Origin of the sequence: Photobacterium pectinilyticum, assembly GCF_024357955.1 — a bacterium.
Classification (GTDB): domain Bacteria; phylum Pseudomonadota; class Gammaproteobacteria; order Enterobacterales; family Vibrionaceae; genus Photobacterium; species Photobacterium pectinilyticum.
This window is the reverse complement of the sequence record NZ_JANEYT010000004.1, coordinates 41,041-64,414: the sequence shown is the minus strand read 5'-3', so window position 1 is coordinate 64,414 and position 23,374 is coordinate 41,041. Positions and strand designations below refer to the sequence as shown.

The following is a 23,374-nucleotide window of genomic DNA, read 5'->3' as shown; positions in this document are numbered from 1 at the left end:
CCCGACCAAGTGGCCGGGTTTGTCTATACAGCTTAACAAGTAACTTGGCGCTACTTCAGCAGTAATTAACTGTCGCTGTCGCGATCACGGTTCTTCAGAGCTGTTGCCAGACGCTTGCGCTGACGCTCCTGAGAAATCGTTAGCTTTTGCTTCTTGGTTTCGAACGGGTTCTCGCTGTTCTGGAACTGAATACGGATTGGCGTACCCATCATTTCCAGTGACTTGCGGTAGTAATTCATCAAGTAGCGCTTGTACGAGCCCGGCAGTTCATTCACCTGGTTACCGTGAATAACAATAATCGGTGGGTTATAACCACCAGCGTGGGCATACTTCAGTTTCACACGGCGACCACGGATCATTGGTGGCTGGTGATCGTCCTGAGCCATCTGCATAATACGGGTTAGCAACGATGTACTGATACGTTTGGTCGCAGACTGGTAGGCTTCCTGTACTGATTCGTAAAGGTGACCAACACCAGTACCATGCAAAGCCGAGATAAAGTGAATACGGGCAAAGTCGACAAAGCCCAAGCGACGGTCCAGTTCTGACTTCACACGCTCTTTGACTTCGTTATCCAAGCCATCCCACTTATTCACGGCAATAACCAGTGAACGACCGGCGTTCAAGGCAAAACCAAGCAGGCTCAAGTCCTGATCAGAAATGTTTTCACGCGCATCGATGACCAGCAGAACAACGTTGGCATCTTCCACCGCTTTTAGCGTTTGGATCACCGAGAATTTTTCTACCGCTTGACTCATGTTCTTACGACGACGGATCCCTGCCGTATCAATCAGAACATACTCTTGGCCTTCGCGCTCCATCGGAATGTAGATGGAATCACGGGTCGTACCCGGCATATCGTATACAACAACACGCTCTTCACCCAGAATACGGTTCGTCAGTGTCGACTTACCCACATTCGGGCGGCCAATAATTGCCAACTTAATTGGCTGCTCTTGCAAACGCTTATACGCTGCTTCCGCATCCGCTTCAGACAGATTGGCTTTCTCGATATCTTCAACCGACGTAAGATCTTCGATGAACACTTCATCGCTTTCTTCATCTGTTGACTCGTTCAGGCTATCTGCGAACGGGGCCAGTGCACGCTCCATCAATGCCGTCACACCACGGTTTTGCGCCGCAGCGATCTGGTACATGCCGTTCATACCCAGCTTCCAGAATTCAGCACATGCGCTATCGCCATCAACACCGTCAATCTTGTTTACCACCAAGAAAGTCGGTTTTTCGCGGCTACGCAGGTGCTTAGCAATCGCTTCATCTGACGAAGTCAGGCCAGCACGACCATCTACCAGAAACAGAACAACATCCGCTTCTTCAATCGCCGCCAGTGACTGCTCGGCCATTTTGGTTTCGACGCCTTCTTCAGTTCCGTCGATACCGCCGGTATCAATCACAATAAATTCATGCTCTTCGAGCTCAGCCTTACCGTATTTACGATCCCTTGTTAGGCCAGGAAAGTCAGCTACCAGCGCATCCCTTGTACGGGTAAGACGGTTAAATAACGTCGATTTACCCACGTTTGGGCGCCCGACAAGGGCAACAACAGGAATCATAAGTACCTCTTACTTTTCATAGTCATAATGACATATTTCCATTCATTCTTGCCTCCAGCCAGGCCAGCGGCCTGTACCTTCATCCGACAATAATATCGCGAACGGATATAACAACAACGGCTCCTGACTGTGTCCACAGCAGGAGCCGAAAATAATAATGGCGCGTATTATAACGGCAAATTACGGCATTTGCATTTTGTTAATACGTCCATTGCGGGTGATCACCAAGTAACCATCACTCATCCGGACCGGTGGTACCGCAATACCGCTGCCGTCAGTTTCCTGCTGGGCAACAAAATCACCGCTGTAAGGGTCAAGCCAGTGCAAGTAACCTTCACTATCACCCACAGCCAGGTAACCACCAATCACAGCGGGGGCGCTAAGCAAGCGGTGCTCCAGTTGGCTATTCGACCACAGCTCCGTGCCACTGCGTGTATCTACCGCAACAACATGGTCTTTATCTGTGATCAAATATAGCTGACTACCGTCAATAGCAAAATCAGTGGCCGAAGAATAGTTGCGTTTCCATGCAGGCTGACCGGTACGCAAATCAATCGATACCAAGCTACCATTGAAGCCAAGGGCTAACAGGCGCTCGCCATCAATAACTGGGGTCGCATCGACATCAACCAGACGGTCAATTTCGGTACCACCTTTTGGCGAACCAATCGGCTGTTGCCATAGCATCTGGCCATTGCCCATCAGGGCTCCCGCCAAACGCCCATTGGCCTGTCCCCAGAATACACCACCAGAGATCGACACTGGCGAGCTGTCGCCGCGCAGAGTCAAGGTGGGCACTTCACTACCTAGCTGCCAGCGGCTTTCACCGCTGTCTGCATCCAGTGCCTGCAAAATGCCACGGCTGGTATTAACCACCACCAAGCCTTCATCGACCAATGGCTTTGATAATACCTCGCCTTCTACCGTCTGACGCCAAATGACTTCACCGGTTTCTTCATCGAGGGCAATAACCTCGGCATTTTCCGAGCCAATGAACACTTTGCCGTAAGACAAGGTCATACCGCCAGCCAATCTTGCGGGTATATCTCCTTCAAGATCCTGCTGCCAAATTTCCTTCCCTGTATCAGGCTCCAGCGCTTTGACCAAACCATTACGGTCAGCAACAAACACCTTACCGTAACCTACTGCCGGGCTCAGCTTGGAAAAGAAATGGCCAACACCATCCCCTACCTTGCTGCTCCATCCCTGCACTGGGGTAAACGTGCTTTCAACCACAGGCAACGGTGCCATCTGGATAGTGTCTTCCTCACTGGCACAACCGGCAAGTAAACCGACGGCCAATGCGACCGACACTGCTTGCTTCAACACCTTCTGCATACGCTCTACCTTACTGTGCCAAGTCGTCTAGCTTGATCTGCAAGGCCGGAGATGCACCAAGCTGCTGTGCGCTAATATAAGCTTCACGTGCCGCTTCAGCATCACCTTTTTGCAACAGAACATCACCACGTAGCTCAGCCACTTTGGCCTGCCAGCTTTCAGCTGTCACTTTGTCCAGCTCTGACAAGGCCTTATCGAAAGTATCCTGCTCGGCGTAAATACGTGCCAAGCGGGTTTGAGCAATTGGCAAGATCGCAACATCTTTGGTATTGGCGATAGCCCAGCTCAACTGCTCGGCGGCACCATCCAAGTCACCACTATCAACCTGCGCTTTCGCTAGTTGAAGTGCAGCCAAAACAGAGTACTGGCTGCTTTCATGGGCTGCGATAAATGCTTGTACATCTGCAATGGCTGACTCATTACCACTTTCCAGGCGGTTAACCACTTGGGTATATGCATCGGATGCCTGCTCCTTGGCTGACTGAACTTCCGACTGGTAGTAACGCCAGCCAAACAGCCCCCCCAAACCAATCACAGTACCGAGAACAACGGCTTTACCGTTTTCTTTCCACCAAGCCTTTATCTGTTCAACTTGTTGTTCTTCTGTGATATTGCCGTCCACTTCCTGTCCTCTCTTAAATCAATTCGGCCAGCTTCGCTGCCACTTCGTCTTGCGCCATCGTGGTTTGCTCACCGCCGCGAAGATCTTTAACTACCACGGTATTTTCAGCGATTTCGTTTTCGCCCAGTACCAATGCTACTGCTGCGCCGACATTGTCAGCGCGCTTGAATTGCTTCTTGAAGTTACCACCACCGAAGTGGCTCATTACACGCAGGCCAACAACTTCTTCGCGTAGCTTCTCAGCCAGCTTCATGCCTGCCATCATGGTGCCTTCGCCCGCCGTTACCATGTACACGTCAACCGGACGGCGTACATCAGTCAGCTCTAGGGTTTCCATCATCAATACCAGACGCTCTAGACCCATAGCAAAGCCAACGGCCGGTGTCGCTTTGCCGCCAAGTTGCTCAACCAAGCCATCATAGCGGCCACCGCCACATACCGTACCCTGCGCACCAAGGCTCTCGGTGATCCACTCAAATACTGTACGGTTGTAATAGTCTAAACCACGTACAAGACGTTCATTTACCTGGTATTCGATACCAGCAGCGTCCAATAGTTCACACAAACCGGCAAAATGTTGTTTTGACTCGTCATCTAGGTAGTCAGACAGCTTAGGAGCATCAACCAACACAGTCTGGATGGCCGCGTTTTTGGTATCAAGTACACGCAGCGGGTTAGTGTGCATACGACGCTTGCAGTCTTCATCCAAAATATCGATGTGCTGCTCAAGGAAAGCAATCAATGCCTGGCGGTAGTCAGCACGGGCTTCAAGCGAACCGATAGAGTTCAGCTCAAGGCGAACATGCTTATCAATGCCCAGCTCACGCCACATGCGAGCAGTCATCATAATAAGTTCTGCATCAACGTCCGGGCCATTTAGACCAAAGACTTCCACACCGCACTGGTGGAACTGGCGGTAGCGACCTTTTTGAGGACGCTCGTGGCGGAACATAGGGCCGGTGTACCACAGACGCTGTTCCTGGTTGTATAGCAGGCCATTCTGGATGCCGGCACGTACACAGCCAGCCGTTCCTTCCGGACGCAAAGTCAGGCTATCGCCGTTGCGGTCCTCAAACGTATACATTTCCTTTTCAACAACATCCGTTACTTCACCGATTGCCCGACTAAACAAATGCGTCGACTCGACGATAGGCATACGGACTTCACTGTAACCGTAAGCGCTTACAACTTGTTTAATGGTCGATTCCACTTTCTGCCAAAGTGGAGACTGGGTTGGAAGGCAGTCGTTCATGCCTCGAATTGCTTGAATTTGTTTCGCCACGTTTATTCTCGTTAACCGATGGGGAATGGAGTTGAATATATAGGTTATAACGCAAATAGTGAACCGCCCCAACACGTGTAGGGACGATTCTTGCTAATTTCGTTATTTTTCTGTCACATCTATGCGGTTTGCTGTATCCAGCATCGATGCTTTCGCGCGAATTTTAGCTTCCAGCTGCTCAATCACGTTATCGTTATCGAAACGCTCTTTCTGGCGCAGGCCGTCTTCATAAAACGCACTTTTGCGGTTACCACCAGCAATACCAAGGTGTGACACTTCTGCTTCACCCGGGCCATTGACCACACAACCGATAACCGAGACATCCATAGGTATTGTGATGTCTTCAAGTCGCTGCTCCAGCTCGTTCACAGTGCCAATTACATCAAACTCTTGGCGTGAACACGTTGGGCAGGCAATAAAATTAATACCGCGAGAGCGGATACGCAGGGATTTGAGGATATCAAAACCGACTTTGATTTCTTCAACCGGATCGGCTGCCAAAGAAACACGCAAAGTATCACCGATACCTTCAGCTAGCAGCATACCCAAGCCAACAGCGGATTTCACCGAACCAGCACGTGCACCACCGGCTTCGGTGATCCCCAAGTGGAGTGGCTGTCTGATCTGCTGGGCCAACCTGCGGTAAGAATCTACCGCCAAGAAGACATCAGATGCCTTCACGCTGACCTTGAATTGGTCGAAGTTCAGACGGTCCAGTATATCGACATGGCGCATCGCCGATTCCACCAAGGCATCTGGTGTCGGCTCACCGTATTTCTGCTGGATATCTTTTTCCAGCGAGCCACCGTTCACCCCGATGCGAATAGGGATGTTGTTGTCACGGGCGCAGTCTACAACCGCACGGATACGATCTTCACGACCAATATTACCCGGGTTGATACGCAGGCAATCAACACCGTACTCGGCGACTTTAAGCGCGATACGGTAATCAAAGTGAATGTCAGCCACCAGAGGAATATTCACCTGCTGCTTAATTAGCTTAAACGCCTCAGCCGCGTCCATGGTTGGCACCGAAACACGGACGATATCAGCACCGACATTTTCCAATGCTTGGATCTGCGCGACGGTCGCTGCCACATCGGTGGTGCGAGTATTGGTCATTGACTGCACCGCAATAGGTGCACCATCACCGATTGGCACATCACCGACATAAATACGGGTGGACTGACGGCGTTTAATTGGAGACTCGTTATGCATTACATCTACTCTTTACTGCGGCAGTTTCAATCGCGCCACTTTACCTGCAGGGTACCTGCTAAGATCAACAGGTTTACCTTTATAGCTCATGGTGACGACGCTCGGTGCACCTAGCACCACACGGAAAGGCTCACTGCCATCAAGCTTCAGGACATCACCGGCTTTCTTAATACCAGTATCCAAGCGGCGACCATTGGCATCACGGATGTCGATCCAGCAATCACCGGTAAAGCTCAGTTCAAGATCAGAACTGGCGACGACGGTTTCCTCTTCAGAGACCACCTCGTTCAACTGCTCGGCAGCCAAGCTGTCAGCGCTGTCTACATCGGCATCTGCCTGCTCTTGTGGTTCGGTAAAGCTGTCTTCGAAGCTGGCCTGAGGCTCAGGTTCGATCGATGGTAGCTGTACCTGTTGCTCGGCATCGACCGTACTCACGATACTCGCATTATCGTCCGAACCCGGCTCGGTGACTGCCGTCAGCACTGCTGTACTGCTGCCGTTGCCAGCATTGGCAATCGCCTCATCCAGCGCCTGCACCTCTGCAGGATCGGCGGTAAGCTCTGCTTCTGGGGTCATCTGCAAGCTCTGCCACCACCAGATCCCGGTCAAGCCGACAAACAGGGCGCCCAGAGCCCAGGTCAATCGCATGATACGGCTATCGTGCGCTTCACGCTTGGTACGGCGTGAAAAGCTCTGCATCTCCTGCTCTTGAGGTTGAGCGTGACCTTGCTGGTCAAGTTTGGCCAGTATCTCAGCCTCATCAAGGCCGACAAATTTGGCATAGGAACGCACATAACCACGAGTAAACGTGGCCAGTTGCGCTTCTTCGAAATGGTTATCTTCGATATCACTGACAACCGAGAGGCGGAGCCTCAATCGGCTTGCAACATCCTTCTGTGAATAGCCTAGCTTCTCTCGAGCCTGACGCAGCATATCCCCTGGAAGAATGATATCTTCTGTTGATCGTTCTTCGTTCTGTTCAGTATTCATTGGCTAGATATTTTTGATATTGCTGAGAGTTTGGGTATTGGGCTTTGAGAATACCAGCGTATTTATCCGCTTGGCTATCAGAGCCAGCCAGCTGCTCTAGCTGGATCAACAGCCAAAGGCTGTCGGCTTTATACCCGTATCTTTTGTTAAATTTAAACAGCCTGACGCGGGCTTCCTTGAAGTTCTGCGTCTCAATGTCCAACTTCGACAGATTCAGCATCGACCTTGCCCGGTATGGATCGTAAGACAAGGCCTTTTCAAAGTAGCCGCGAGCTTGTGGTTGGTTGCCTTGCTCTAGACTACACAGTGCTGCATTTTCATAACTGGCCGAAGTCAGGTAGTAATATGGTTGCTTGATAGCACGCTCAAATTCATTGATCGCATCATCATAGCGCCCCTGACTACACAAGAATACACCATAGTTGTTTCTTACATCGCCATTTTTTGGCGAATCTTTCAGCGCCTGGCGATACATGGTTTCAGCTGATTCAGGTTCGTCCACCCGCTGGTAGTAATAAGCCATCGCATTTTGCGCCCGGTAATAACGTGGCGCATAGCGCAGGGCGAGCTCAAAATTATCACGCGCCCGCTGCCATTGTCCTTTCTCTAAATACCCCAGCCCAAGAGTGACTCTGGCTTCTGAAGCCTCAATCTTGTTCATGCTCTGGGGAACATTGCCAGACTCGTCGACGGTAACACAACCGGCCATAAAACTACACAATAATAGGTACATCGTCCATCGCACCATCCCAATCTCACCTTAATATCCATATTAATGTGCAGCCAAAGCAGATATCCTCTCCGCCTTGGCTAGGTAATTTTCTATTAGACTGATTTTACCGGGATTTGTTCAGCTTTTTGAGCCTTAGCTTGCGTGCGTTTCGTGCGGTCAATCACATCACCTACCAATTGTCCGCATGCCGCATCGATATCATCGCCACGGGTCTTACGAACGGTTACCGTAAAGTCGTATTCCATCAACGTTTTCATGAAACGGTCAATACGAGAGTTACTCGGTTTCTTGTACGGAGAACCTGGATAAGGGTTGAATGGGATCAAGTTCACCTTGGCCGGCGTATCTTTCAATAACACACCCAACTGACGCGCATGTTCCATATCATCATTAACATGATCAAGCAGTACGTATTCCACGGTCACACGGCCACGGTTTGCATTGGATGAATCAATGTAACGGCGAACCGACGCGAGAAAATCTTCGATATTCCAACGATCGTTGATTGGCATGATTTGCGAACGCAACTCATCGGTTGGTGCGTGCAAAGAGATCGCCAGTGCCACATCAATAGTGCCCGTCATCTGGTCAAGGCCTGATACAACACCTGATGTTGATACCGTAACGCGGCGCTTAGAAAGACCAAAACCAAGGTCATCAAGCATGATTTCAAGTGCTGGGATCAGGTTCTTCATGTTCAGCAGCGGTTCACCCATACCCATCATGACAATGTTGGTAATAGGGCGACGACCGGTTTCTTTCTCGATACCGATCTCTTTAGCAGCACGCCAAACCTGACCAATGATTTCCGACACGCGTAGGTTACGGTTGAAACCCTGCTGGGCCGTTGAGCAGAACTTACATTCCAAAGCACAACCTACCTGAGAGGACACACACAATGTCGCACGGTCCTCATCAGGAATGTAGACCGTTTCCACATCCTGATCACCGACTTTCATCGCCCACTTAATAGTGCCGTCGCTCGAGTGCTGGGCCTCTGCGACATATGGCGCACGAATTTCTGCCACTCGTTTGAGTTTTTCACGCAATTTCTTGTTGATGTTCGTCATCTGATCGAAATCATCACAACCGAAATGATAAATCCACTTCATTATCTGATCAGCGCGGAAGGCTTTTTCACCCAGTTCATCGGCAAAATACTTACGCAGCCCCTTGCGATCAAAATCCAGCAGATTTGTTTTAACAGTTGTCATCGGTTGTTGCCTCTTTAAATTACGTGACGTTATCTGTGCCTTGGGCATACCGGTGCACGGTATACGACAGGACCTTTAAGCCCAAACTGTGGTCATGCGCTATGAAATAACCCACCTGTTGTCAGTTTGGTTTTATACCCGGGTAACTGCAAGGTGCCTATTTCAGCGAAGATTACCTGAAGCCCCTGAGTATAAGGCGCGAAATTGTACAGGCTTTGGCAGTGAGATGCCACTTGTTCACTCGGCAGGGGTATCGCGGACAAATAAAAACGGGAAGCCTTGGCTTCCCGTTTCTTTACTTAAGGCTTAACCTCGTCGCTTAATCGCGAGCACAAATCTCGTCATCAGCAAAGAAGTAGGCAATCTCACGTGCAGCAGACTCTGGGCTGTCTGCACCATGTACCGAGTTATGACGCAGGCTGAGTGCATAGTCGGCACGCAGGGTACCGCATGCCGCATCTTCCGGGTTGGTCTTGCCCATCAGCTCACGATATCGCACCACGGCATTGTCACCCTCCAGCACCTGAACCATCACCGGCCCCGACGTCATAAAAGCCACCAGATCATCAAAAAACGGCTTACCCTCATGCTCGGCATAAAAGCCTTTGGCCTTGTCGGCATCCATGCGGATCATCTTGGCGGCGACCACATGTAGCCCCGCCTTTTCGATTCGGTTATAAATAGCACCAATCAGATTACGCTTAACAGCATCTGGCTTTACGATTGAGAATGTTCTTTCAATTGTCATTATTATAGTTCCCTCTGGCTAAAATCTACGGCTAAAGCAGCATCGCTGCAATGTTGGCAACCCCAACTCCCGTCGCACCAGCCGCCCAGCGGGCGTCCGCGCTATCTCGGAAGCAAGCCGCCAAATCAAAATGAACCCAACCGCAATTGTCAGTATCAACAAAACGCGACAAAAAGGCAGCCGCATTGGATGCACCACCCATTCCGCCACCTTTCTGCACCCGGCTATTGGCGGTATCTGCGTAGTATGACGGGCAGTTGGCCTGATGCCAGCTCTCCAACGGCAACGGCCATGCTGGCTCATTGACCAAGTCAGACAACTGCTGTGCTTTGAATACCAGCGCCTTGTCCAAGCCAAACAACGCATTATAGTCAGTTCCCACCGCCATCATCGCAGCGCCGGTCAGGGTCGCCGCATCAATGATGAGTGGCGCTTTGGTTTCACTGGCAGCAATCAAACCATCCGCCAGTACCAAACGTCCCTCGGCATCGGTATTCACAATTTCTACGGTCTGGCCATTCTTGTACGTTAGCACATCACCTAGTTTATAGGCGTTTCCGGCAATCATGTTTTCGGCACAACACAAGATCAACTTCACACGTTGACGTAAACCTTGCTCTATCGCATAGCCCAACGCTGCGGTTACCGTGGCGGCACCGCCCATGTCGCACTTCATGGTCACCATGCCGGCGCTCGACTTAATGCTATAGCCGCCCGAGTCAAAGGTGATCCCCTTGCCGACCAAGCACGCCGATACTGGCGCGTCGGTATCCCCTGTTGGGTTGAAGTCCACAGTCAGCATGACCGGTGGACGGCTGCTGGCTCGGCCCACACTGTGGGTACCAATCCAGCCTTGTTCGGCTAGGGCATCGCCAACGACAACCTCGTGAGAAAGGGCTTCGCCAGCAATCGACGACAAGAAGGATACCGCTTCATCCGCCAACTTCTCCGGATACATGTCTTCCGGCGTAGCATTTACCACCTTGCGCACCCAGTCGGCACTACGACGGCGAGCGTTGAGCAACTCCAGTTCGTCCTCATCGATAGAGGCCCAGCGCAACTGGACCTCGGCTTTCGGTGTTGCGAAACCACAATAAAACGCCCACTGGCGCTCATAACTCCAACCTTCACCGTCAAGGCTAGCTTGCGTGATCCCTTGCGACTGTAGCTGACGAGCAGCCTGTTGAATACGGCGTAGCGGGTACTCACCAGCAAAATGTACAACGGCACCCTCGGCTTCATACGCCACCAATGCCTTTTCTCCCCATACTCCCGAGTGTGGGACTGACGATAATGAAATCTTTAACATTCTTTCTTCCTGAAAAACTGCCGCTCATTGGCAGCAGCATTATATTTTTAGTTTTAGTCTTGTTCGTGGTCACACAGGATATTTGCTAAGGTGCGGACCCCCATCCCTGTCGCTCCTGCCGCCCACTTATCATTGGCAGATTTGCGATAGGTACCACTGGCATCAATGTGCATCCAGCCATTCTGGTAATCTTCAACAAAGTAAGACAGGAAAGCCGCAGCAGTGCTGGCTCCCGGAAGGAATTCACCCTGTGAGATATTGCTCAGATCTGCAAAATTCGACGGCATCATCGCGCGGTGTTGTTCAGCCAGCGGTAACGGCCATAGACCTTCATTTTCATCACTGGCTGCCATCAGGGCTTTCTGGGCCAAACCGTGATCGAAGCTGAACAGCGCATGGTAGTCATTGCCCAGTGCATTCTTCGCCGCACCGGTCAGAGTGGCACAGTCAATGATCAGTTCTGGGTTCTGGCTACTCGCATAGATCAGACCGTCAGCCAGTACCAAACGGCCTTCGGCATCGGTATTGAGCACTTCAACGGTTTTGCCATTCTTGTAAGTAATGATATCGCCCAGCTTGAACGCGCGACCTGATACCATATTTTCGGCACAACACAGGATCAGCTTGATTCGCTTGTTGGTACCACGGGCAATAGCCAGTGCCAGCGCACCGGTAGCCAACGCCGAGCCCCCCATATCAGCCTTCATCGCAATCATACCGGCAGAAGGCTTCATGCTGTAGCCACCTGAATCAAACGTAATACCCTTACCTACCACACACGTGTGTACAGGCGCATCGGCATTACCGGTTGGATTGTAGTCAAGGCGCAGCATTGCTGGTGAGCGCTCAGAACCACGGCCGACGGTATGGATACCGTTCCAGCCCTCATCCAACAGGTCGTTGCCCTTGATAATTTTGTAAGTCACATGCTCCGGCGCTAGTGACTTGATCAGCTCCCCAGCTCGGGATGCCAGTTGCGAAGGACGAACCACTTCTGCTGACTGATTGATAATATCGCGAACCCAGTTGGTTGCCATTAGGCGTGCCTGCAGCTCAGCTTCATCAGCATCTGACAGCCCGCTCCAGCTTATCTCATTCCCCGGTTTGGCATTGCGGTGTCCCTGCACAAAGGCCCAGATACATTCCAGATCCCAGCCGTCACCAATTAGCTCGATGTTCTTGATACCTTGCGCATCCAGTTTACGGCCAGCACGTTGAATGGCAGGCAATGCATTTTCTTCTGTCAGGTGGACTACCGCACCATCAGCTTCGAAGGTTACTAGGGCATTTTCGCCCCATTTAGCGTCAGCTGCTTCCGTAGACAGTAGCACACTCATTTTGGCAGACATGAAAGACTCCTTGGATTGTTGTTACTCCACCATGTTACGGCGCAGTAACGGGATGTGATAGGACGAACCTAACGCCTGAATACATTATCTTGCACGCATTTAGATAACAAATACATGACAATGGCGTTACCCGTTATAACAGATGTTATTGGGGCGCATTTCGGCATTACAAGGGGTTTCAGCACGTTCCGGGCTGTCTTCCCTAGCAAGACAAGACATGACAGATGAAAATAAGGCCATTGATCCAATTTTCAGGATTTATCTTACTCTGCCTTGGTTAATGTCAAGAAACAAGCTGTTTACAACGAGAGTAGGAGCAAGATCATGGCGGGGGAATTAGTGGGAAGGGCGTTTGGAAGAAAGCGGGTTAATCCGCCTCTTCAATCCAGTACATCTGTACGGCTTCGAGCACCCGCTCGCTGCAATGCTCGGGATCATCATCAAATGCCTCCAGTGCCAGGATCCATTCCCTTAAATCAGTAAAACGTAGTGTCACCGGATCAACATCTGGGTGTTGCTCGGACAGCTCGATCGCCAACTCCCGCGAGTCAATCCACTTCAAGCCCATAACGACCTCCTATTCTTCCGTCCATAGCCTTTAGCCAGAATAATTTTAGTTTGGTATTAGTGTAGCTAACCGCAAAGCAGTAACATAAAAAAAGCCCTGATAAATTCACCATCAGGGCTTTCAATACATATCCGTGGGTATTAGTGATTTTCCGACGCTAGGTTCAACGTGTATTTCGGAATTTCCACCACCAAATCCTCATCGGTTACTTTAGCCTGGCAGCCCAAGCGTGATTCAGGCTCCAGTCCCCATGCCTTGTCCAGCATGTCATCTTCCAGCTCATCACTTTCTTCTAGTGAATCAAAACCTTCGCGCACAATACAGTGACACGTGGTACACGCACAGGATTTTTCACACGCATGTTCAATGCCAATACCGTTGCGCAGTGCCACGTCAAGAATAGTTTCGCCTTCTTGCGCTTCTAGCACTGCCCCTTCCGGGCAAAGCTCATCATGGGGTAATACAACAATTTTAGGCATGCCTAAACCTCATCTATCGACTGACCAGCCAGTGCACGGCGGATAGACTGATCCATCCGGCGTGATGCAAATTCCTGACTCGCCTTATCTGTTTTCTTAATTCCGACTTCAATCGCGTAAGGGTCAGTACCCTGACGCAGCTGAACCAGCTCCATCATGACGGCTTCCAGCTCGTCGCGCTCTTCTTTGCTCAGCAGGGATTCACCATCCTGAGCCAGCGCTGCAATCAACCCTTCCAGAACACGATCCGCTTCCACTTGTTGTTCGGCAAGTGCGCGGGCGTCTTTATCGTCCTGGGCAAAAGTCATTGAATCGCGGAGCATCGTCGCGATCTCATCATCACTCAGGCCGTAAGACGGCTTAACCTGAATAGAAGATTGTACGCCACTGCTCTTCTCCATCGCGGTTACTGACAGCAAGCCGTCGGCATCAACTTGATAGGTCACACGAATGTGTGCAGCACCTGCAGCCATCGCCGGGATACCACGCAAGGTAAACCGTGCCAACGAACGACAATCACTGACCATTTCACGCTCGCCCTGTACCACATGGACTGACATCGCAGTTTGACCGTCTTTGAAAGTCGTGAATTCTTGGGCACGGGCAACAGGGATAGTGGTGTTTCGCGGGATAATCTTTTCAATCATGCCGCCCATGGTTTCGATACCCAAAGACAGCGGGATCACATCCAATAGCAACATATCAGCATCTGGCTTGTTACCCGCAAGGATATCAGCCTGAATCGCTGCGCCAATTGCCACGACTTGGTCAGGGTCAATCGATGTCAGCGGATCTTTACAAAAGTAGCCGCCCACCATTTCACGAACCAAAGGCACGCGGGTCGAACCACCGACCATGACAGTTTCAATCACCTCATCGGTTGTCACATCGGCGTCCTTCAACGCACGACGGCATGACATCAAGGTCTTTTTAACCAGCGGTTGGATCATGGCATTGAACTGCGAACGAGTCACATTCCCCTGCCAACCCAACACATCAACCGCGACCTCGTCAGCATCAGACAATGCTTCTTTGGCTGCCTGTGCCGCATCTTGCAGTTTACGCTGTACAATCGCATCACGTTCTGTAATACCGGCTTGCTCGGCTAGCCAATCCGCCAATAGGTGATCAAAATCATCACCACCCAGAGCCGAATCACCACCTGTTGCCAACACTTCGAATACGCCTTTCGACAATCGAAGAATGGAAATATCAAACGTACCGCCACCCAAGTCATAAACGGCAATCACCCCTTCTTGGCCTGAATCCAAACCATAGGCAATCGCAGCGGCTGTTGGCTCGTTGAGCAAACGAAGTACATTAAGGCTAGCCAGTTTGGCGGCATCTTTTGTACCGGCACGCTGAGCATCGTCGAAGTAAGCAGGGACAGTGATCACCACACCTTCAAGTTCACCGCCAAGGGTGTCTTGAGCACGTTGATTGAGCGTCTTCAAGATTTCCGCTGACACTTGCACAGGATTAACATCACCGCCACGGGTGATCAGCTGTGGCAACCCGTTATCAGTTGCACTGAACTGGTATGGCATATGTGGATAACGCGTTTGAATATCAGCCAGCGAGCGACCCATCATACGCTTAACAGAAATGATGCTATTGACCGGATCCTGCTGGGCAATCTCGCGGGCCTCATGGCCGACAACAATGCCGCTTTCGCTGTAGTGAACCGCCGATGGCAAAATCGCCCGGCCGTGGTCGTCTTTCAGGGTTTCCGGAACGCCGCTGCGTACTGCAGCCACGAGAGAGTTAGTAGTCCCCAGATCAATACCCACCGCCAATTTATGTTGGTGCGGCGCAGCGCTTTGACCGGGTTCAGCAATCTGTAACAGTGCCATTTTCGTTCCTGTGGTGTTTATACCGGGCTTGGATAAAATCAATCAAGCAGGCTATCTTCCAAGCGCTCAACTTCTTCCCGCAGCTTAACAATAAATTTTAGCTTGCGCACGGCGTCAGCCGCCACTTCCCAGCGTTCATCAACAAGTAATTGTTCAAGCTCAGTCAACTGTGCTTTGTAGAGCGTAGAGGCGTGCTGCTCAAAATCAAACAACGCGCTTTCTGGATCACTCGATTCAGGGATCTCTTCCAACTCTTCACGCAATTCCATTTGTTGCATCAAAAAGGCCGGATCCTGCAGCGTTTTGTTCTCACTGCGGATATCAACACCGTTGACCGACAACATGTACTCGGCACGGGAGATAGGGTTTTTCAATATCTGGAAGGCATCGTTGATCTGCGCGGCTTTCTGGACTGACAACAAGCGATCTCGCTCGGAAGCCGTAGCAAATTTGTCTGGATGGAAATGACGTTGCAATTCGCGGAACTGAGTTGCAAGAAGGCTACCGTCCAGCTGGAACTGAAAAGGTAGCCCAAAGAGTTCGAAATGATTCATATCGCGTGAGTTTCTGTAAAGACTGAGTCTAAAATAACTGAACCTGATCCTCCCTTAAATAAAGGCAGCAATCAGGTCCAATTGGCTCAGCGATTATACGTTGAAGCTTTCACCACAGCCGCATTCGCTGGATACGTTAGGGTTGTTGAACTGGAAGCCTTCGTTAAGACCTTCTTTGGCAAAGTCCAACTCGGTGCCATCCAGATATACCATACTCTTGGCATCGATGATGATCTTCACCCCTTTTTCTTCAAAGATCTGATCACCTTCATCTAGCTGGTCGACAAATTCCAGTACATAGGCCATTCCCGAACAACCTGAGGTCCGGACACCTAACCGTAGGCCGATGCCTTTCCCTCGGTTTTCCAGGAAACTAGCTACGCGACTGGCTGCCGCTTCAGTAATCGTTATGGCCATACAACAACCTTTAGAAAATTAATGTTCTTCGTGTTTCTTTTTGTAATCGCTAACTGCTGCTTTAATAGCGTCTTCCGCTAGGATTGAGCAGTGAACTTTTACAGGTGGAAGCTCAAGTTCCTCGGCAATTGCAGAGTTCTTGATACTAGCAGCTTCGTCCAGCGTCTTACCCTTAACCCACTCAGTGATCAATGAGCTTGAAGCAATCGCAGAACCACAGCCGTACGTTTTGAACTTGGCATCTTCGATAATACCTTCTTCAGTCACTTTGATCTGAAGTTTCATAACGTCACCACAGGCAGGTGCACCTACCATGCCGCTACCTACGTTTTTGTCGCCTTTATCAAATGAGCCTACGTTACGTGGGTTCTCATAATGATCAATAACTTTTTCACTATATGCCATGACAGTTTCCTCGAATACGTGGTGATGACCGCAAGATTAGTGGTGTGCCCACTCGACCGTGTTCAGGTCAATACCTTCCTTATACATATCCCATAGCGGAGACATGTCACGTAGTTTCTCTACCGCACCGCGGATCTGTGAAACTGCGTAGTCTACTTCTTCTTCTGTCGTGAAGCGACCGAAAGAGAAGCGAATTGAGCTGTGTGCCAGTTCATCGTTCAAGCCAAGGGCACGAAGAACATAAGATGGCTCCAAGCTGGCTGATGTACATGCAGAGCCTGATGATACTGCAAGATCCTTCAGTGCCATCAGTAGTGATTCACCTTCAACAAACGCAAAGCTGATGTTTAGGTTGTTCGGTACACGTTGCTCAAGATCACCATTGATAGTCATCGCTTCAAGACCTTCAAGACCTTTCAGCATACGTTCACGCAAAGCAAGTGCGTGTTGGTAATCTTTGTCCATCTCGACTTTAGCAATGTGGCAAGCTTCACCCATACCCACAATTTGGTGAGTCGCTAGCGTACCAGAGCGGAATCCACGCTCATGGCCGCCACCGTGCATTTGTGCTTCTAAACGGATACGTGGCTTTCGACGAACGTAAAGAGCACCAATACCTTTAGGGCCGTAAATTTTGTGCGCAGACAAAGAGATCAGGTCGATTTTCATTTCCTGAACATCGATTGGCAGCTTACCTGCTGACTGAGCAGCATCAACGTGGAAAATCACTTTCTTGTCACGACATAGCTCGCCGATAGCGGCAATATCTTGGATAACACCGATTTCGTTGTTCACGTGCATGATTGAAATCAATACCGTGTCTTCACGCATCGCGTCACGCAGCTTAGCCATGTCAATCAAACCGCTTTCTTCCGGCTCAAGGTAAGTCACCTCATAACCTTCACGCTCTAGCTGGCGACATGGGTCAAGTACTGCTTTATGTTCAGTCTTACAGGTGATGACGTGCTTGCCTTTCTTACCGTAGAAATGGGCCGCACCTTTGATAGCCAGATTGTCTGACTCGGTAGCACCTGAAGTAAATATGATTTCGCGTGGATCGGCGTTCAGCAGTTCAGCAATTTGCTCACGGGCGGTATCAACCGCCTCTTCAGCCTGCCAACCGAAGCGGTGAGAACGAGAAGCCGGATTACCGAAGTTTCCATCCATGGTCATGCATTGCATCATTTTTTCTGCAACGCGAGGATCTACTGGGCAAGTAGCGGAATAATCAAAATATATTGGCAGTTTCATCTTCATCTCCGAAAACACGGACGTCTGGTCTCTAGGAGCGAACATCGACACCGATTACGGTGCTGTCGTGTGTATTTTTATGTCCAAATGACGACTTAGTTAGAACCTGATCCTGACGATCTGATATTTCTTGTACGTCATTATCTTGCATCAACTCACCAAGAGTGATGTTGTTCAAAAAGCCGCTGATACGGGAGCTTAAATCACGCCATAGCGTGTGTGTCAGGCATCGAACACCACCTTGGCAATCAGCTTTGCCGTGACACTTTGTCGCATCTACCGACTCATCGACCGCAGCAATTACCATCCCTACAGCGATATTGTTGGCATCTTCGCCGAGGCGATAACCCCCACCCGGTCCACGAACACTGGCAACAAGGCCAGCCTTGCGCAAGCGAGAAAATAACTGTTCCAGATAGGACAACGAAATCCCCTGTCGCTCTGAAATATCAGCGAGAGGAACCGGACCATCCTGAGAGTGCAAAGCCACATCTAACATGGCCGTGACTGCGTATCTTCCTTTTGATGTCAATCTCATAACACACCGCTACCCACGTTTGTCTATGAGAGGGAGTGTCGCATACCCGACTAAAATGGTCAAGTATTTACCTGACTGTTTTAGTCAGGTTTTTAACCATAAAGTTAATGTGTCTATTTGTCTTTATGTTCGAGCGATTTTTCAACCGAGGATAAGATACCGCGCAGAATATTCAACTCCTGGGACTCAGGGCGAGCACGGGTAAATAAGCGACGAAGCTTCGCCATTACCATGCCAGGGTGCTTCTTATTGATAAACTGAGTTTGCTTGGCCACTTTTTCAAGGTGCTCGTAGAACATTTCTAGCTCTGCGGCACGCGGGTACTCTTCGACCAACCCATCGTTGGCGTGTTTTTGTTGCTCGAGAAACGCCATGCGCACTTCATAGCTAACAGTTTGCACCGCCATCGCTAGGTTTAACGAGCTGTATTCTGGATTCGCAGGGATATAGACGTGGCAATGACAGCGCTGCAGCTCTTCATTGGTCAACCCTGTTCGCTCACGGCCAAATAAAATAGCCACATTGTGGGACGGCGCCTCAGCAATGGTTTTGATACCGCATTCGCGAGGGTCTAGCTGTGGCCACTCAAGGGTACGTGATCGTGCACTGGAGCCGATAACCAAACCACAATCGGCAACTGCCTCATCAAGGCTAGAGACAATTCGTGCTTGCTCAACAATATCGGCTGCACCCGCCGCCAACGCGTAGGTTTTCTCATCAACCTCACAGGCTGGATCAACCAAAATCAGGTTGGTCAATCCCATAACTTTCATCGCTCTGGCCGCAGAACCAATATTTCCGGGATGCGATGTTCCCACAAGAACTACACTGACTTTATCTAACATAGGAGGTGCAACTTTCAACTCTATCAATCGAACCGACAGATTTTAACACAGAGATTTTAAAAATGGTGAAAACATGTAAAAACTTTATACCTAAACGAGCTCAGTAGTGGAGAGGATCCTGGCCGTTGACTTTACAGCGACTGCGCGAATAAAAAATAACCACTTCCCTTTTGCCCTAGCTCTGATATACTCGCCGCCGCTTTTTAGTTCTTTAACATCCGTTGGGAAGATCCTATGCATCCTATGCTGAACATTGCCATTCGTGCTGCACGAAAGGCAGGTGACCATGTCATTAAATCTCTAGAAAAATCACAAGCTATTGAAGTTGCCAATAAAGGCAATGATGTTGTTACCAACATCGATAACGAAGCAGAAGCTATCATTATCGACACTATCCGTAAGTCTTACCCTGACCACTGCATCATTGCAGCGGAAAGCGGTACGATTGAAGGCAAGGACAAAGAATGTCAATGGATCATTGACCCAGTGGATGGCACCAAGAACTTCGTTCGTGGTTACCCTCACTATGCAATCTCTGTTGCACTACGCATGCGCGGCCGCACTGAAGTCGCAGCCGTTTACGACCCTATGCGTAACGAGCTTTTCACTGCTACTCGTGGCTCAGGCGCACAGCTAAATAGCCAGCGTCTACGTGCTTCTCAGCCTCGTGACCTTACCGGCACCACTCTAGCAACTGGCCTACCGTTTGATGCTAAACAGCACGCTGAAAGCTACCTCAAGATTCAGAGCGCTCTATTCGTTGAATGTGACGATATGCGCCAATCAGGTTGTGCAGCTCTAGACCTATGTTACCTAGCAGCTGGCCGTGTTGACGGTCTATTCCGCCTAGGTCTTAAGCCTTGGGAAATTGCCGCTGGTGAACTAATCGCGCGCGAAGCTGGTGCTATCTGTACTGACTTCACTGGCAACACTAACTACCTTGTATCTGGCAACATCGTAGCTGGTAACGCTCGCGTAGTTAAGCCACTGCTTAGCAAAATCCGTGAACACGGTAGCGAAGCACTAGCGAAGTAATTCTCGCTAAGCCAAAACAACAAACGCCCCGGTGATGAAAATCACCGGGGCGTTTTTTTATATTTATACCAATCTGGATAAGTAGTTGATCAAGTATTTATGTAGGTTGGTATTAAACAACGCCACTTCTCCTGCGTACCAACAATGCCCAATGAGGCGGTTGCGGTAAAGCCGTAGACGCTACCATGACAGGATCTTCAGCCGACAAGAAAGGCGCAAAACCGAATAGCCAATAGCCAATTCTACCCGTGAACTACCCAGCGACTCGCTGAAGCGAGATCACAGGGCTTCGGCGGCATTCTTATGCCGCTTTCTTTTGCTCAGGTTCCAACTGCAACTTCACACCTGAACGGGTGAAGACTCTCGTTTTACCGCAGAATTTCGTCTGAGCTACGGGTGTTAACCCGTCTTGATGCACGACTATCCCAGCCGCACTTAATTTTGTTTCGCCCTTACGCTCAATGGTTATTGCCGCAGCCTCATCACGCATCTGCACTTCTTCACAATTCAGGCATTTAAAATGTCGCTGCTTCAATGACAGACGATGTTCCGTACCGCAAACATGGCAAACACCTGTCGAACGCTCATAGCGCCCTATTTGTTCAAACACACCACCTAGCCGAGCCACCTTGTACTCAGTCAGGTTGGTGATTAGACCCATGACATTATCCTTAATCATGTGTCCATTCCACTTCTGCATAGCCTTCACATTCAGATCTTCGAAAACGACAATATCACTACTCTTGGCTATCGTGCAGGACACTTCGTGCGCAAATGCGAGGCGCTGATTTCCGATCTTTTTGTGCTGTTTTTGCAAGCGGAGTTTTGATTTATTCCAGCGATTGGAGCCTTTCTTGCGACGACTCAACTGGCGCTGCAACTGTTTTAATTTATCCTTTGATTTCTTGAGAAACTTTGGGTTTGGGACGTAGTATCCGTTCGAACCAACAACTGTGTGCTCGGAGTTAATGTCATAACCAACGATCCCTTTAAGAAGCTCTTTTGCTGAACGACAAGCGACCTCTTGAGTAAACGATGCGTACCACTTACCAGCTTGGTAGATCACTGTGCATGACTTGATTAAATTCGGCAATGCTCGATGCTGTCGGATTGGTACAAATCCAATCTTAGGAAGCCTTAAACGTCCATCTTCGATACGAACAGAGTTATTAGTATTTACGCACCGGAAGCTATCATTATTTAACTTTTTCTTACGGTAGGTAACTTTATGCTTCGGGAAAGCTTTCTGGTTGACCTTGTCGGTGCCTTCACGGATAGCCTGATCTAAGTCCCGTGCGACCTGTTGTGCCGCCGCCGAATCAAAAGACTTTAGCCACTCAAAGCCACTTTGAGGTTTAAGCTCTTTGAGTTTATCTGCAAACTGTTTGTAAAAAAGAAAAGTTTTATCTTTCTCGTATTGTTGAGTAGTCTCACAAAGGAGGAGATTCCAGACGCCTCGGTTCCACGCGCCAAATTGCGCAAGCTGTTCAGCTTGTGCTTCGGACGGGTCGAGTCGGTATTTATACCGGAGAGTCTGGGTTATCATGGCCTGTATGCTACTGGTTAAATATACAGGTTTCAATATGGAATACTCAACGTCTTCACATACTAAGTTTCTTTTACTCATCCATGTGATTCTAGTGGTAAAATATCGAAAACCTCTGCTGATTGGAAAAGTAACAGAAACATTAAAACTTTCTCTTGCCGAACTTGCTGATAGGTCTGAGTTCACCACTGAGGAAATGGAAGTTGACCGCGATCATCTGCATGTCTTGATAGCGATCACGCCTCGTTATTCTGTATCTCAATACGTTCGTCGTATTAAGCAACAGACGACGTTAACGTTATGGAAGGAATTTCCATTTTTGTATCGACATTTCTGGAGGGAGAGAACCTTCTGGTCAGATGGGTATTTTGCTTGCTCAATAGGTAATGCTTCTGAAGAAACTATTCGACGTTATATTCAGGAGCAAGGTTGATATTTAAGAGCACCCCGATTCATCCCAGCGACTCTTCGAGATCACTGGGTTTTCTCGGGGTATTTGGATAAAAAAACGGAGCACATTGGCTCCGCTTTTAATTCAAAGAGTTAACACACCACCATTAAGGCATGGCATCAAACTCTTCACCTTCTTTGTCTACTTGTGGTGGCATCAAGTGCTCACGGACAATACCCAGCTTCAGTGCCAGTGCCGAAGCGACGTAGATAGACGAGTAAGTACCGACAGTGATACCAATCAGCAAAGCTGCGGCAAAACCGTGGATCATGGTACCGCCTTTCAAGAACAGCGCAATAACCACAAACAAAGTGGTCGCCGAGGTGATCAAGGTACGGCTCAGGGTTTGAGTCACCGAGTTATTCATGACCTCTATGGCATCACCCTTACGCATCTTGCGGAAGTTCTCTCGGATCCGGTCGAAGACAACAATGGTATCGTTGAGCGAGTAACCAACAACCGTCAGCAAGGCTGCTACGATAGTCAGGTCGATCTCGATCTGAGTAAACGAAAAGATACCGATGGTGATAATCACATCGTGCGCCAATGCCAGTACTGCACCAGCCGCCAGACGCCATTCAAAACGAACGGATACGTATAGCAAGATACAGATCAGCGACACCAAGATCGCCAAGCCACCCGCTTCGGCCAGTTCGTCCCCAACATTCGGGCCAACAAACTCGATACGGCGCATTTCTACTGGTTGACCGGTACCCACTTTCAATGCATCGATGATCTGGTTACCCAGCTTCTCGCCTTTTGCATCTTCACGCGGCTGAAGGCGAACCATGACATCCCGTGCAGTACCGAAGTTCTGCACTATGGCATCACCAAAACCTGCATCTTCCAGCGATTCACGGATCAGGCCTAAATCGGCAGGCTGTTCAAAGCCCACTTCAATCAGAGTACCGCCGGTGAAATCCAAGCCCCAGTTTAGTTTCTGGGTGGTCACGGTACCAATGGCCGCGAGAATCATAAGAACCGAAAGGACAAATGCCACTTTCGACCAGCGCATAAAGTCGATCACCTTATCCGCTTTCATTATCTGAAACATG

24 protein-coding genes are annotated in these 23,374 nt (G+C 49.7%); 2 read left to right on the top strand and 22 right to left on the bottom strand.

The features are described from left to right. Positions 1-65: 65 nt before the first annotated feature. The 20 genes from der to trmJ all read right to left on the bottom strand — a co-directional run bounded on the left by der (position 66) and on the right by trmJ (position 19,287). Positions 66-1,574 carry a ribosome biogenesis GTPase Der gene (gene der, locus NHN17_RS03005; RefSeq protein WP_255040651.1) on the bottom strand — a complete coding sequence of 503 codons (1,509 nt, stop codon included), beginning with the start codon at positions 1,572-1,574 and terminating at the stop codon, positions 66-68. Between the two features lie 180 nt (positions 1,575-1,754). After that, on the bottom strand, positions 1,755-2,912 hold the full coding sequence (gene bamB, locus NHN17_RS03000; protein ID WP_255040650.1) for an outer membrane protein assembly factor BamB: 1,158 nt from the start codon (positions 2,910-2,912) through the stop codon (positions 1,755-1,757). Between the two features lie 10 nt (positions 2,913-2,922). After that, a complete protein-coding gene (locus NHN17_RS02995) occupies positions 2,923-3,534 on the bottom strand; it encodes a YfgM family protein (protein WP_255040649.1) in 612 nt (203 codons plus the stop codon). A gap of 13 nt (positions 3,535-3,547) precedes the next feature. Then, a complete protein-coding gene (hisS, locus tag NHN17_RS02990; protein WP_255040648.1) occupies positions 3,548-4,816 on the bottom strand; it encodes a histidine--tRNA ligase in 1,269 nt (422 codons plus the stop codon). A gap of 102 nt (positions 4,817-4,918) precedes the next feature. After that, complete coding sequence (gene ispG / locus NHN17_RS02985; RefSeq protein ID WP_255040647.1) at positions 4,919-6,034, bottom strand: flavodoxin-dependent (E)-4-hydroxy-3-methylbut-2-enyl-diphosphate synthase; 1,116 nt, start codon at positions 6,032-6,034, stop codon at positions 4,919-4,921. Between the two features lie 12 nt (positions 6,035-6,046). Then, the gene (gene rodZ, locus NHN17_RS02980; RefSeq protein WP_255040646.1) at positions 6,047-7,024 is read right to left on the bottom strand and encodes a cytoskeleton protein RodZ; all 978 of its coding nucleotides are present in this window, start codon (positions 7,022-7,024) and stop codon (positions 6,047-6,049) included. Beyond that, complete coding sequence (gene pilW / locus NHN17_RS02975; RefSeq protein WP_255040645.1) at positions 7,014-7,772, bottom strand: type IV pilus biogenesis/stability protein PilW; 759 nt, start codon at positions 7,770-7,772, stop codon at positions 7,014-7,016. The genes rodZ and pilW overlap by 11 nt, the downstream gene beginning before the upstream one ends. A 77-nt stretch (positions 7,773-7,849) precedes the next feature. Further along, a complete protein-coding gene (gene rlmN, locus NHN17_RS02970) occupies positions 7,850-8,971 on the bottom strand; it encodes a dual-specificity RNA methyltransferase RlmN (RefSeq protein WP_255040644.1) in 1,122 nt (373 codons plus the stop codon). A gap of 319 nt (positions 8,972-9,290) precedes the next feature. Further along, entirely contained in the window at positions 9,291-9,719 is a 429-nt protein-coding gene (ndk, locus tag NHN17_RS02965; RefSeq protein ID WP_255040643.1) for a nucleoside-diphosphate kinase, read from the bottom strand. A gap of 31 nt (positions 9,720-9,750) precedes the next feature. Beyond that, positions 9,751-11,028 carry an aminopeptidase PepB gene (gene pepB / locus NHN17_RS02960; protein ID WP_255040642.1) on the bottom strand — a complete coding sequence of 426 codons (1,278 nt, stop codon included), beginning with the start codon at positions 11,026-11,028 and terminating at the stop codon, positions 9,751-9,753. 53 nt (positions 11,029-11,081) lie between these two features. Continuing rightward, positions 11,082-12,377, bottom strand: a complete 1,296-nt coding sequence (pepB, locus tag NHN17_RS02955) for an aminopeptidase PepB (protein WP_255040641.1) — start codon at positions 12,375-12,377, stop codon at positions 11,082-11,084. A 367-nt stretch (positions 12,378-12,744) separates the two neighbouring features. Next, positions 12,745-12,945: a Fe-S cluster assembly protein IscX gene (gene iscX / locus NHN17_RS02950; protein ID WP_255040640.1), complete on the bottom strand. Its 201-nt coding sequence runs from the start codon at positions 12,943-12,945 to the stop codon at positions 12,745-12,747. 140 nt (positions 12,946-13,085) lie between these two features. Continuing rightward, positions 13,086-13,424, bottom strand: coding sequence for an ISC system 2Fe-2S type ferredoxin (gene fdx / locus NHN17_RS02945; RefSeq protein ID WP_255040639.1), 339 nt, complete (start codon positions 13,422-13,424; stop codon positions 13,086-13,088). A gap of 2 nt (positions 13,425-13,426) precedes the next feature. Continuing rightward, positions 13,427-15,277 (bottom strand): Fe-S protein assembly chaperone HscA, encoded by a 1,851-nt coding sequence (gene hscA / locus NHN17_RS02940; protein ID WP_255040638.1) that lies wholly within the window; start codon positions 15,275-15,277, stop codon positions 13,427-13,429. 38 nt (positions 15,278-15,315) lie between these two features. After that, positions 15,316-15,831, bottom strand: a complete 516-nt coding sequence (gene hscB / locus NHN17_RS02935) for a co-chaperone HscB (RefSeq protein WP_255040637.1) — start codon at positions 15,829-15,831, stop codon at positions 15,316-15,318. A 93-nt stretch (positions 15,832-15,924) separates the two neighbouring features. After that, the gene (gene iscA, locus NHN17_RS02930; protein WP_255040636.1) at positions 15,925-16,248 is read right to left on the bottom strand and encodes an iron-sulfur cluster assembly protein IscA; all 324 of its coding nucleotides are present in this window, start codon (positions 16,246-16,248) and stop codon (positions 15,925-15,927) included. Between the two features lie 18 nt (positions 16,249-16,266). After that, positions 16,267-16,653 carry a Fe-S cluster assembly scaffold IscU gene (gene iscU / locus NHN17_RS02925; protein ID WP_107350527.1) on the bottom strand — a complete coding sequence of 129 codons (387 nt, stop codon included), beginning with the start codon at positions 16,651-16,653 and terminating at the stop codon, positions 16,267-16,269. Positions 16,654-16,689: 36 nt separating this feature from the next. Then, the gene (locus tag NHN17_RS02920) at positions 16,690-17,904 is read right to left on the bottom strand and encodes an IscS subfamily cysteine desulfurase (RefSeq protein ID WP_255040635.1); all 1,215 of its coding nucleotides are present in this window, start codon (positions 17,902-17,904) and stop codon (positions 16,690-16,692) included. A 31-nt stretch (positions 17,905-17,935) separates the two neighbouring features. Next, positions 17,936-18,442 (bottom strand): Fe-S cluster assembly transcriptional regulator IscR, encoded by a 507-nt coding sequence (iscR, locus tag NHN17_RS02915; RefSeq protein WP_255040634.1) that lies wholly within the window; start codon positions 18,440-18,442, stop codon positions 17,936-17,938. Positions 18,443-18,555: 113 nt separating this feature from the next. After that, positions 18,556-19,287, bottom strand: coding sequence for a tRNA (cytosine(32)/uridine(32)-2'-O)-methyltransferase TrmJ (gene trmJ, locus NHN17_RS02910; protein WP_255040633.1), 732 nt, complete (start codon positions 19,285-19,287; stop codon positions 18,556-18,558). Between the two features lie 234 nt (positions 19,288-19,521). Here trmJ and suhB point away from each other — a divergent pair, with 234 nt between their 5' ends. Further along, positions 19,522-20,322 carry an inositol-1-monophosphatase gene (gene suhB, locus NHN17_RS02905; protein WP_255040632.1) on the top strand — a complete coding sequence of 267 codons (801 nt, stop codon included), beginning with the start codon at positions 19,522-19,524 and terminating at the stop codon, positions 20,320-20,322. A gap of 301 nt (positions 20,323-20,623) precedes the next feature. Here suhB and NHN17_RS02900 read toward each other — a convergent pair whose 3' ends face one another. After that, positions 20,624-21,868 carry an RNA-guided endonuclease InsQ/TnpB family protein gene (locus NHN17_RS02900; RefSeq protein ID WP_255040631.1) on the bottom strand — a complete coding sequence of 415 codons (1,245 nt, stop codon included), beginning with the start codon at positions 21,866-21,868 and terminating at the stop codon, positions 20,624-20,626. Positions 21,869-21,905: 37 nt separating this feature from the next. On the opposite strand from NHN17_RS02900, the gene tnpA reads away from it, so the two are divergent. Then, on the top strand, positions 21,906-22,301 hold the full coding sequence (gene tnpA, locus NHN17_RS02895; RefSeq protein ID WP_255040630.1) for an IS200/IS605 family transposase: 396 nt from the start codon (positions 21,906-21,908) through the stop codon (positions 22,299-22,301). A 124-nt stretch (positions 22,302-22,425) separates the two neighbouring features. Here the strand turns inward: tnpA and secF are convergent, their stop codons facing one another. Then, positions 22,426-23,373 carry a protein translocase subunit SecF gene (gene secF, locus NHN17_RS02890; RefSeq protein ID WP_255040629.1) on the bottom strand — a complete coding sequence of 316 codons (948 nt, stop codon included), beginning with the start codon at positions 23,371-23,373 and terminating at the stop codon, positions 22,426-22,428. Position 23,374: the final 1 nt, after the last annotated feature.

What these genes read in the sequence shown, in the direction of transcription:
- fdx (WP_255040639.1), bottom strand. Translation starts at nt 13,424, where the DNA reads ATGCCTAAAATTGTTGTATTACCCCATGATGAGCTTTGCCCGGAAGGG.
- suhB (WP_255040632.1), top strand. Translation starts at nt 19,522, where the DNA reads ATGCATCCTATGCTGAACATTGCCATTCGTGCTGCACGAAAGGCAGGT.
- rodZ (WP_255040646.1), bottom strand. Translation starts at nt 7,024, where the DNA reads ATGAATACTGAACAGAACGAAGAACGATCAACAGAAGATATCATTCTT.
- bamB (WP_255040650.1), bottom strand. Translation starts at nt 2,912, where the DNA reads ATGCAGAAGGTGTTGAAGCAAGCAGTGTCGGTCGCATTGGCCGTCGGT.
- ndk (WP_255040643.1), bottom strand. Translation starts at nt 9,719, where the DNA reads ATGACAATTGAAAGAACATTCTCAATCGTAAAGCCAGATGCTGTTAAG.
- tnpA (WP_255040630.1), top strand. Translation starts at nt 21,906, where the DNA reads ATGGAATACTCAACGTCTTCACATACTAAGTTTCTTTTACTCATCCAT.
- secF (WP_255040629.1), bottom strand. Translation starts at nt 23,373, where the DNA reads ATGTTTCAGATAATGAAAGCGGATAAGGTGATCGACTTTATGCGCTGG.
- pilW (WP_255040645.1), bottom strand. Translation starts at nt 7,772, where the DNA reads ATGGTGCGATGGACGATGTACCTATTATTGTGTAGTTTTATGGCCGGT.
- pepB (WP_255040641.1), bottom strand. Translation starts at nt 12,377, where the DNA reads ATGTCTGCCAAAATGAGTGTGCTACTGTCTACGGAAGCAGCTGACGCT.
- iscR (WP_255040634.1), bottom strand. Translation starts at nt 18,442, where the DNA reads ATGAGATTGACATCAAAAGGAAGATACGCAGTCACGGCCATGTTAGAT.
- iscU (WP_107350527.1), bottom strand. Translation starts at nt 16,653, where the DNA reads ATGGCATATAGTGAAAAAGTTATTGATCATTATGAGAACCCACGTAAC.
- iscX (WP_255040640.1), bottom strand. Translation starts at nt 12,945, where the DNA reads ATGGGCTTGAAGTGGATTGACTCGCGGGAGTTGGCGATCGAGCTGTCC.
- der (WP_255040651.1), bottom strand. Translation starts at nt 1,574, where the DNA reads ATGATTCCTGTTGTTGCCCTTGTCGGGCGCCCAAACGTGGGTAAATCG.
- iscA (WP_255040636.1), bottom strand. Translation starts at nt 16,248, where the DNA reads ATGGCCATAACGATTACTGAAGCGGCAGCCAGTCGCGTAGCTAGTTTC.
- hscB (WP_255040637.1), bottom strand. Translation starts at nt 15,831, where the DNA reads ATGAATCATTTCGAACTCTTTGGGCTACCTTTTCAGTTCCAGCTGGAC.
- trmJ (WP_255040633.1), bottom strand. Translation starts at nt 19,287, where the DNA reads ATGTTAGATAAAGTCAGTGTAGTTCTTGTGGGAACATCGCATCCCGGA.
- NHN17_RS02920 (WP_255040635.1), bottom strand. Translation starts at nt 17,904, where the DNA reads ATGAAACTGCCAATATATTTTGATTATTCCGCTACTTGCCCAGTAGAT.
- hscA (WP_255040638.1), bottom strand. Translation starts at nt 15,277, where the DNA reads ATGGCACTGTTACAGATTGCTGAACCCGGTCAAAGCGCTGCGCCGCAC.
- ispG (WP_255040647.1), bottom strand. Translation starts at nt 6,034, where the DNA reads ATGCATAACGAGTCTCCAATTAAACGCCGTCAGTCCACCCGTATTTAT.
- rlmN (WP_255040644.1), bottom strand. Translation starts at nt 8,971, where the DNA reads ATGACAACTGTTAAAACAAATCTGCTGGATTTTGATCGCAAGGGGCTG.
- NHN17_RS02900 (WP_255040631.1), bottom strand. Translation starts at nt 21,868, where the DNA reads ATGATAACCCAGACTCTCCGGTATAAATACCGACTCGACCCGTCCGAA.
- pepB (WP_255040642.1), bottom strand. Translation starts at nt 11,028, where the DNA reads ATGTTAAAGATTTCATTATCGTCAGTCCCACACTCGGGAGTATGGGGA.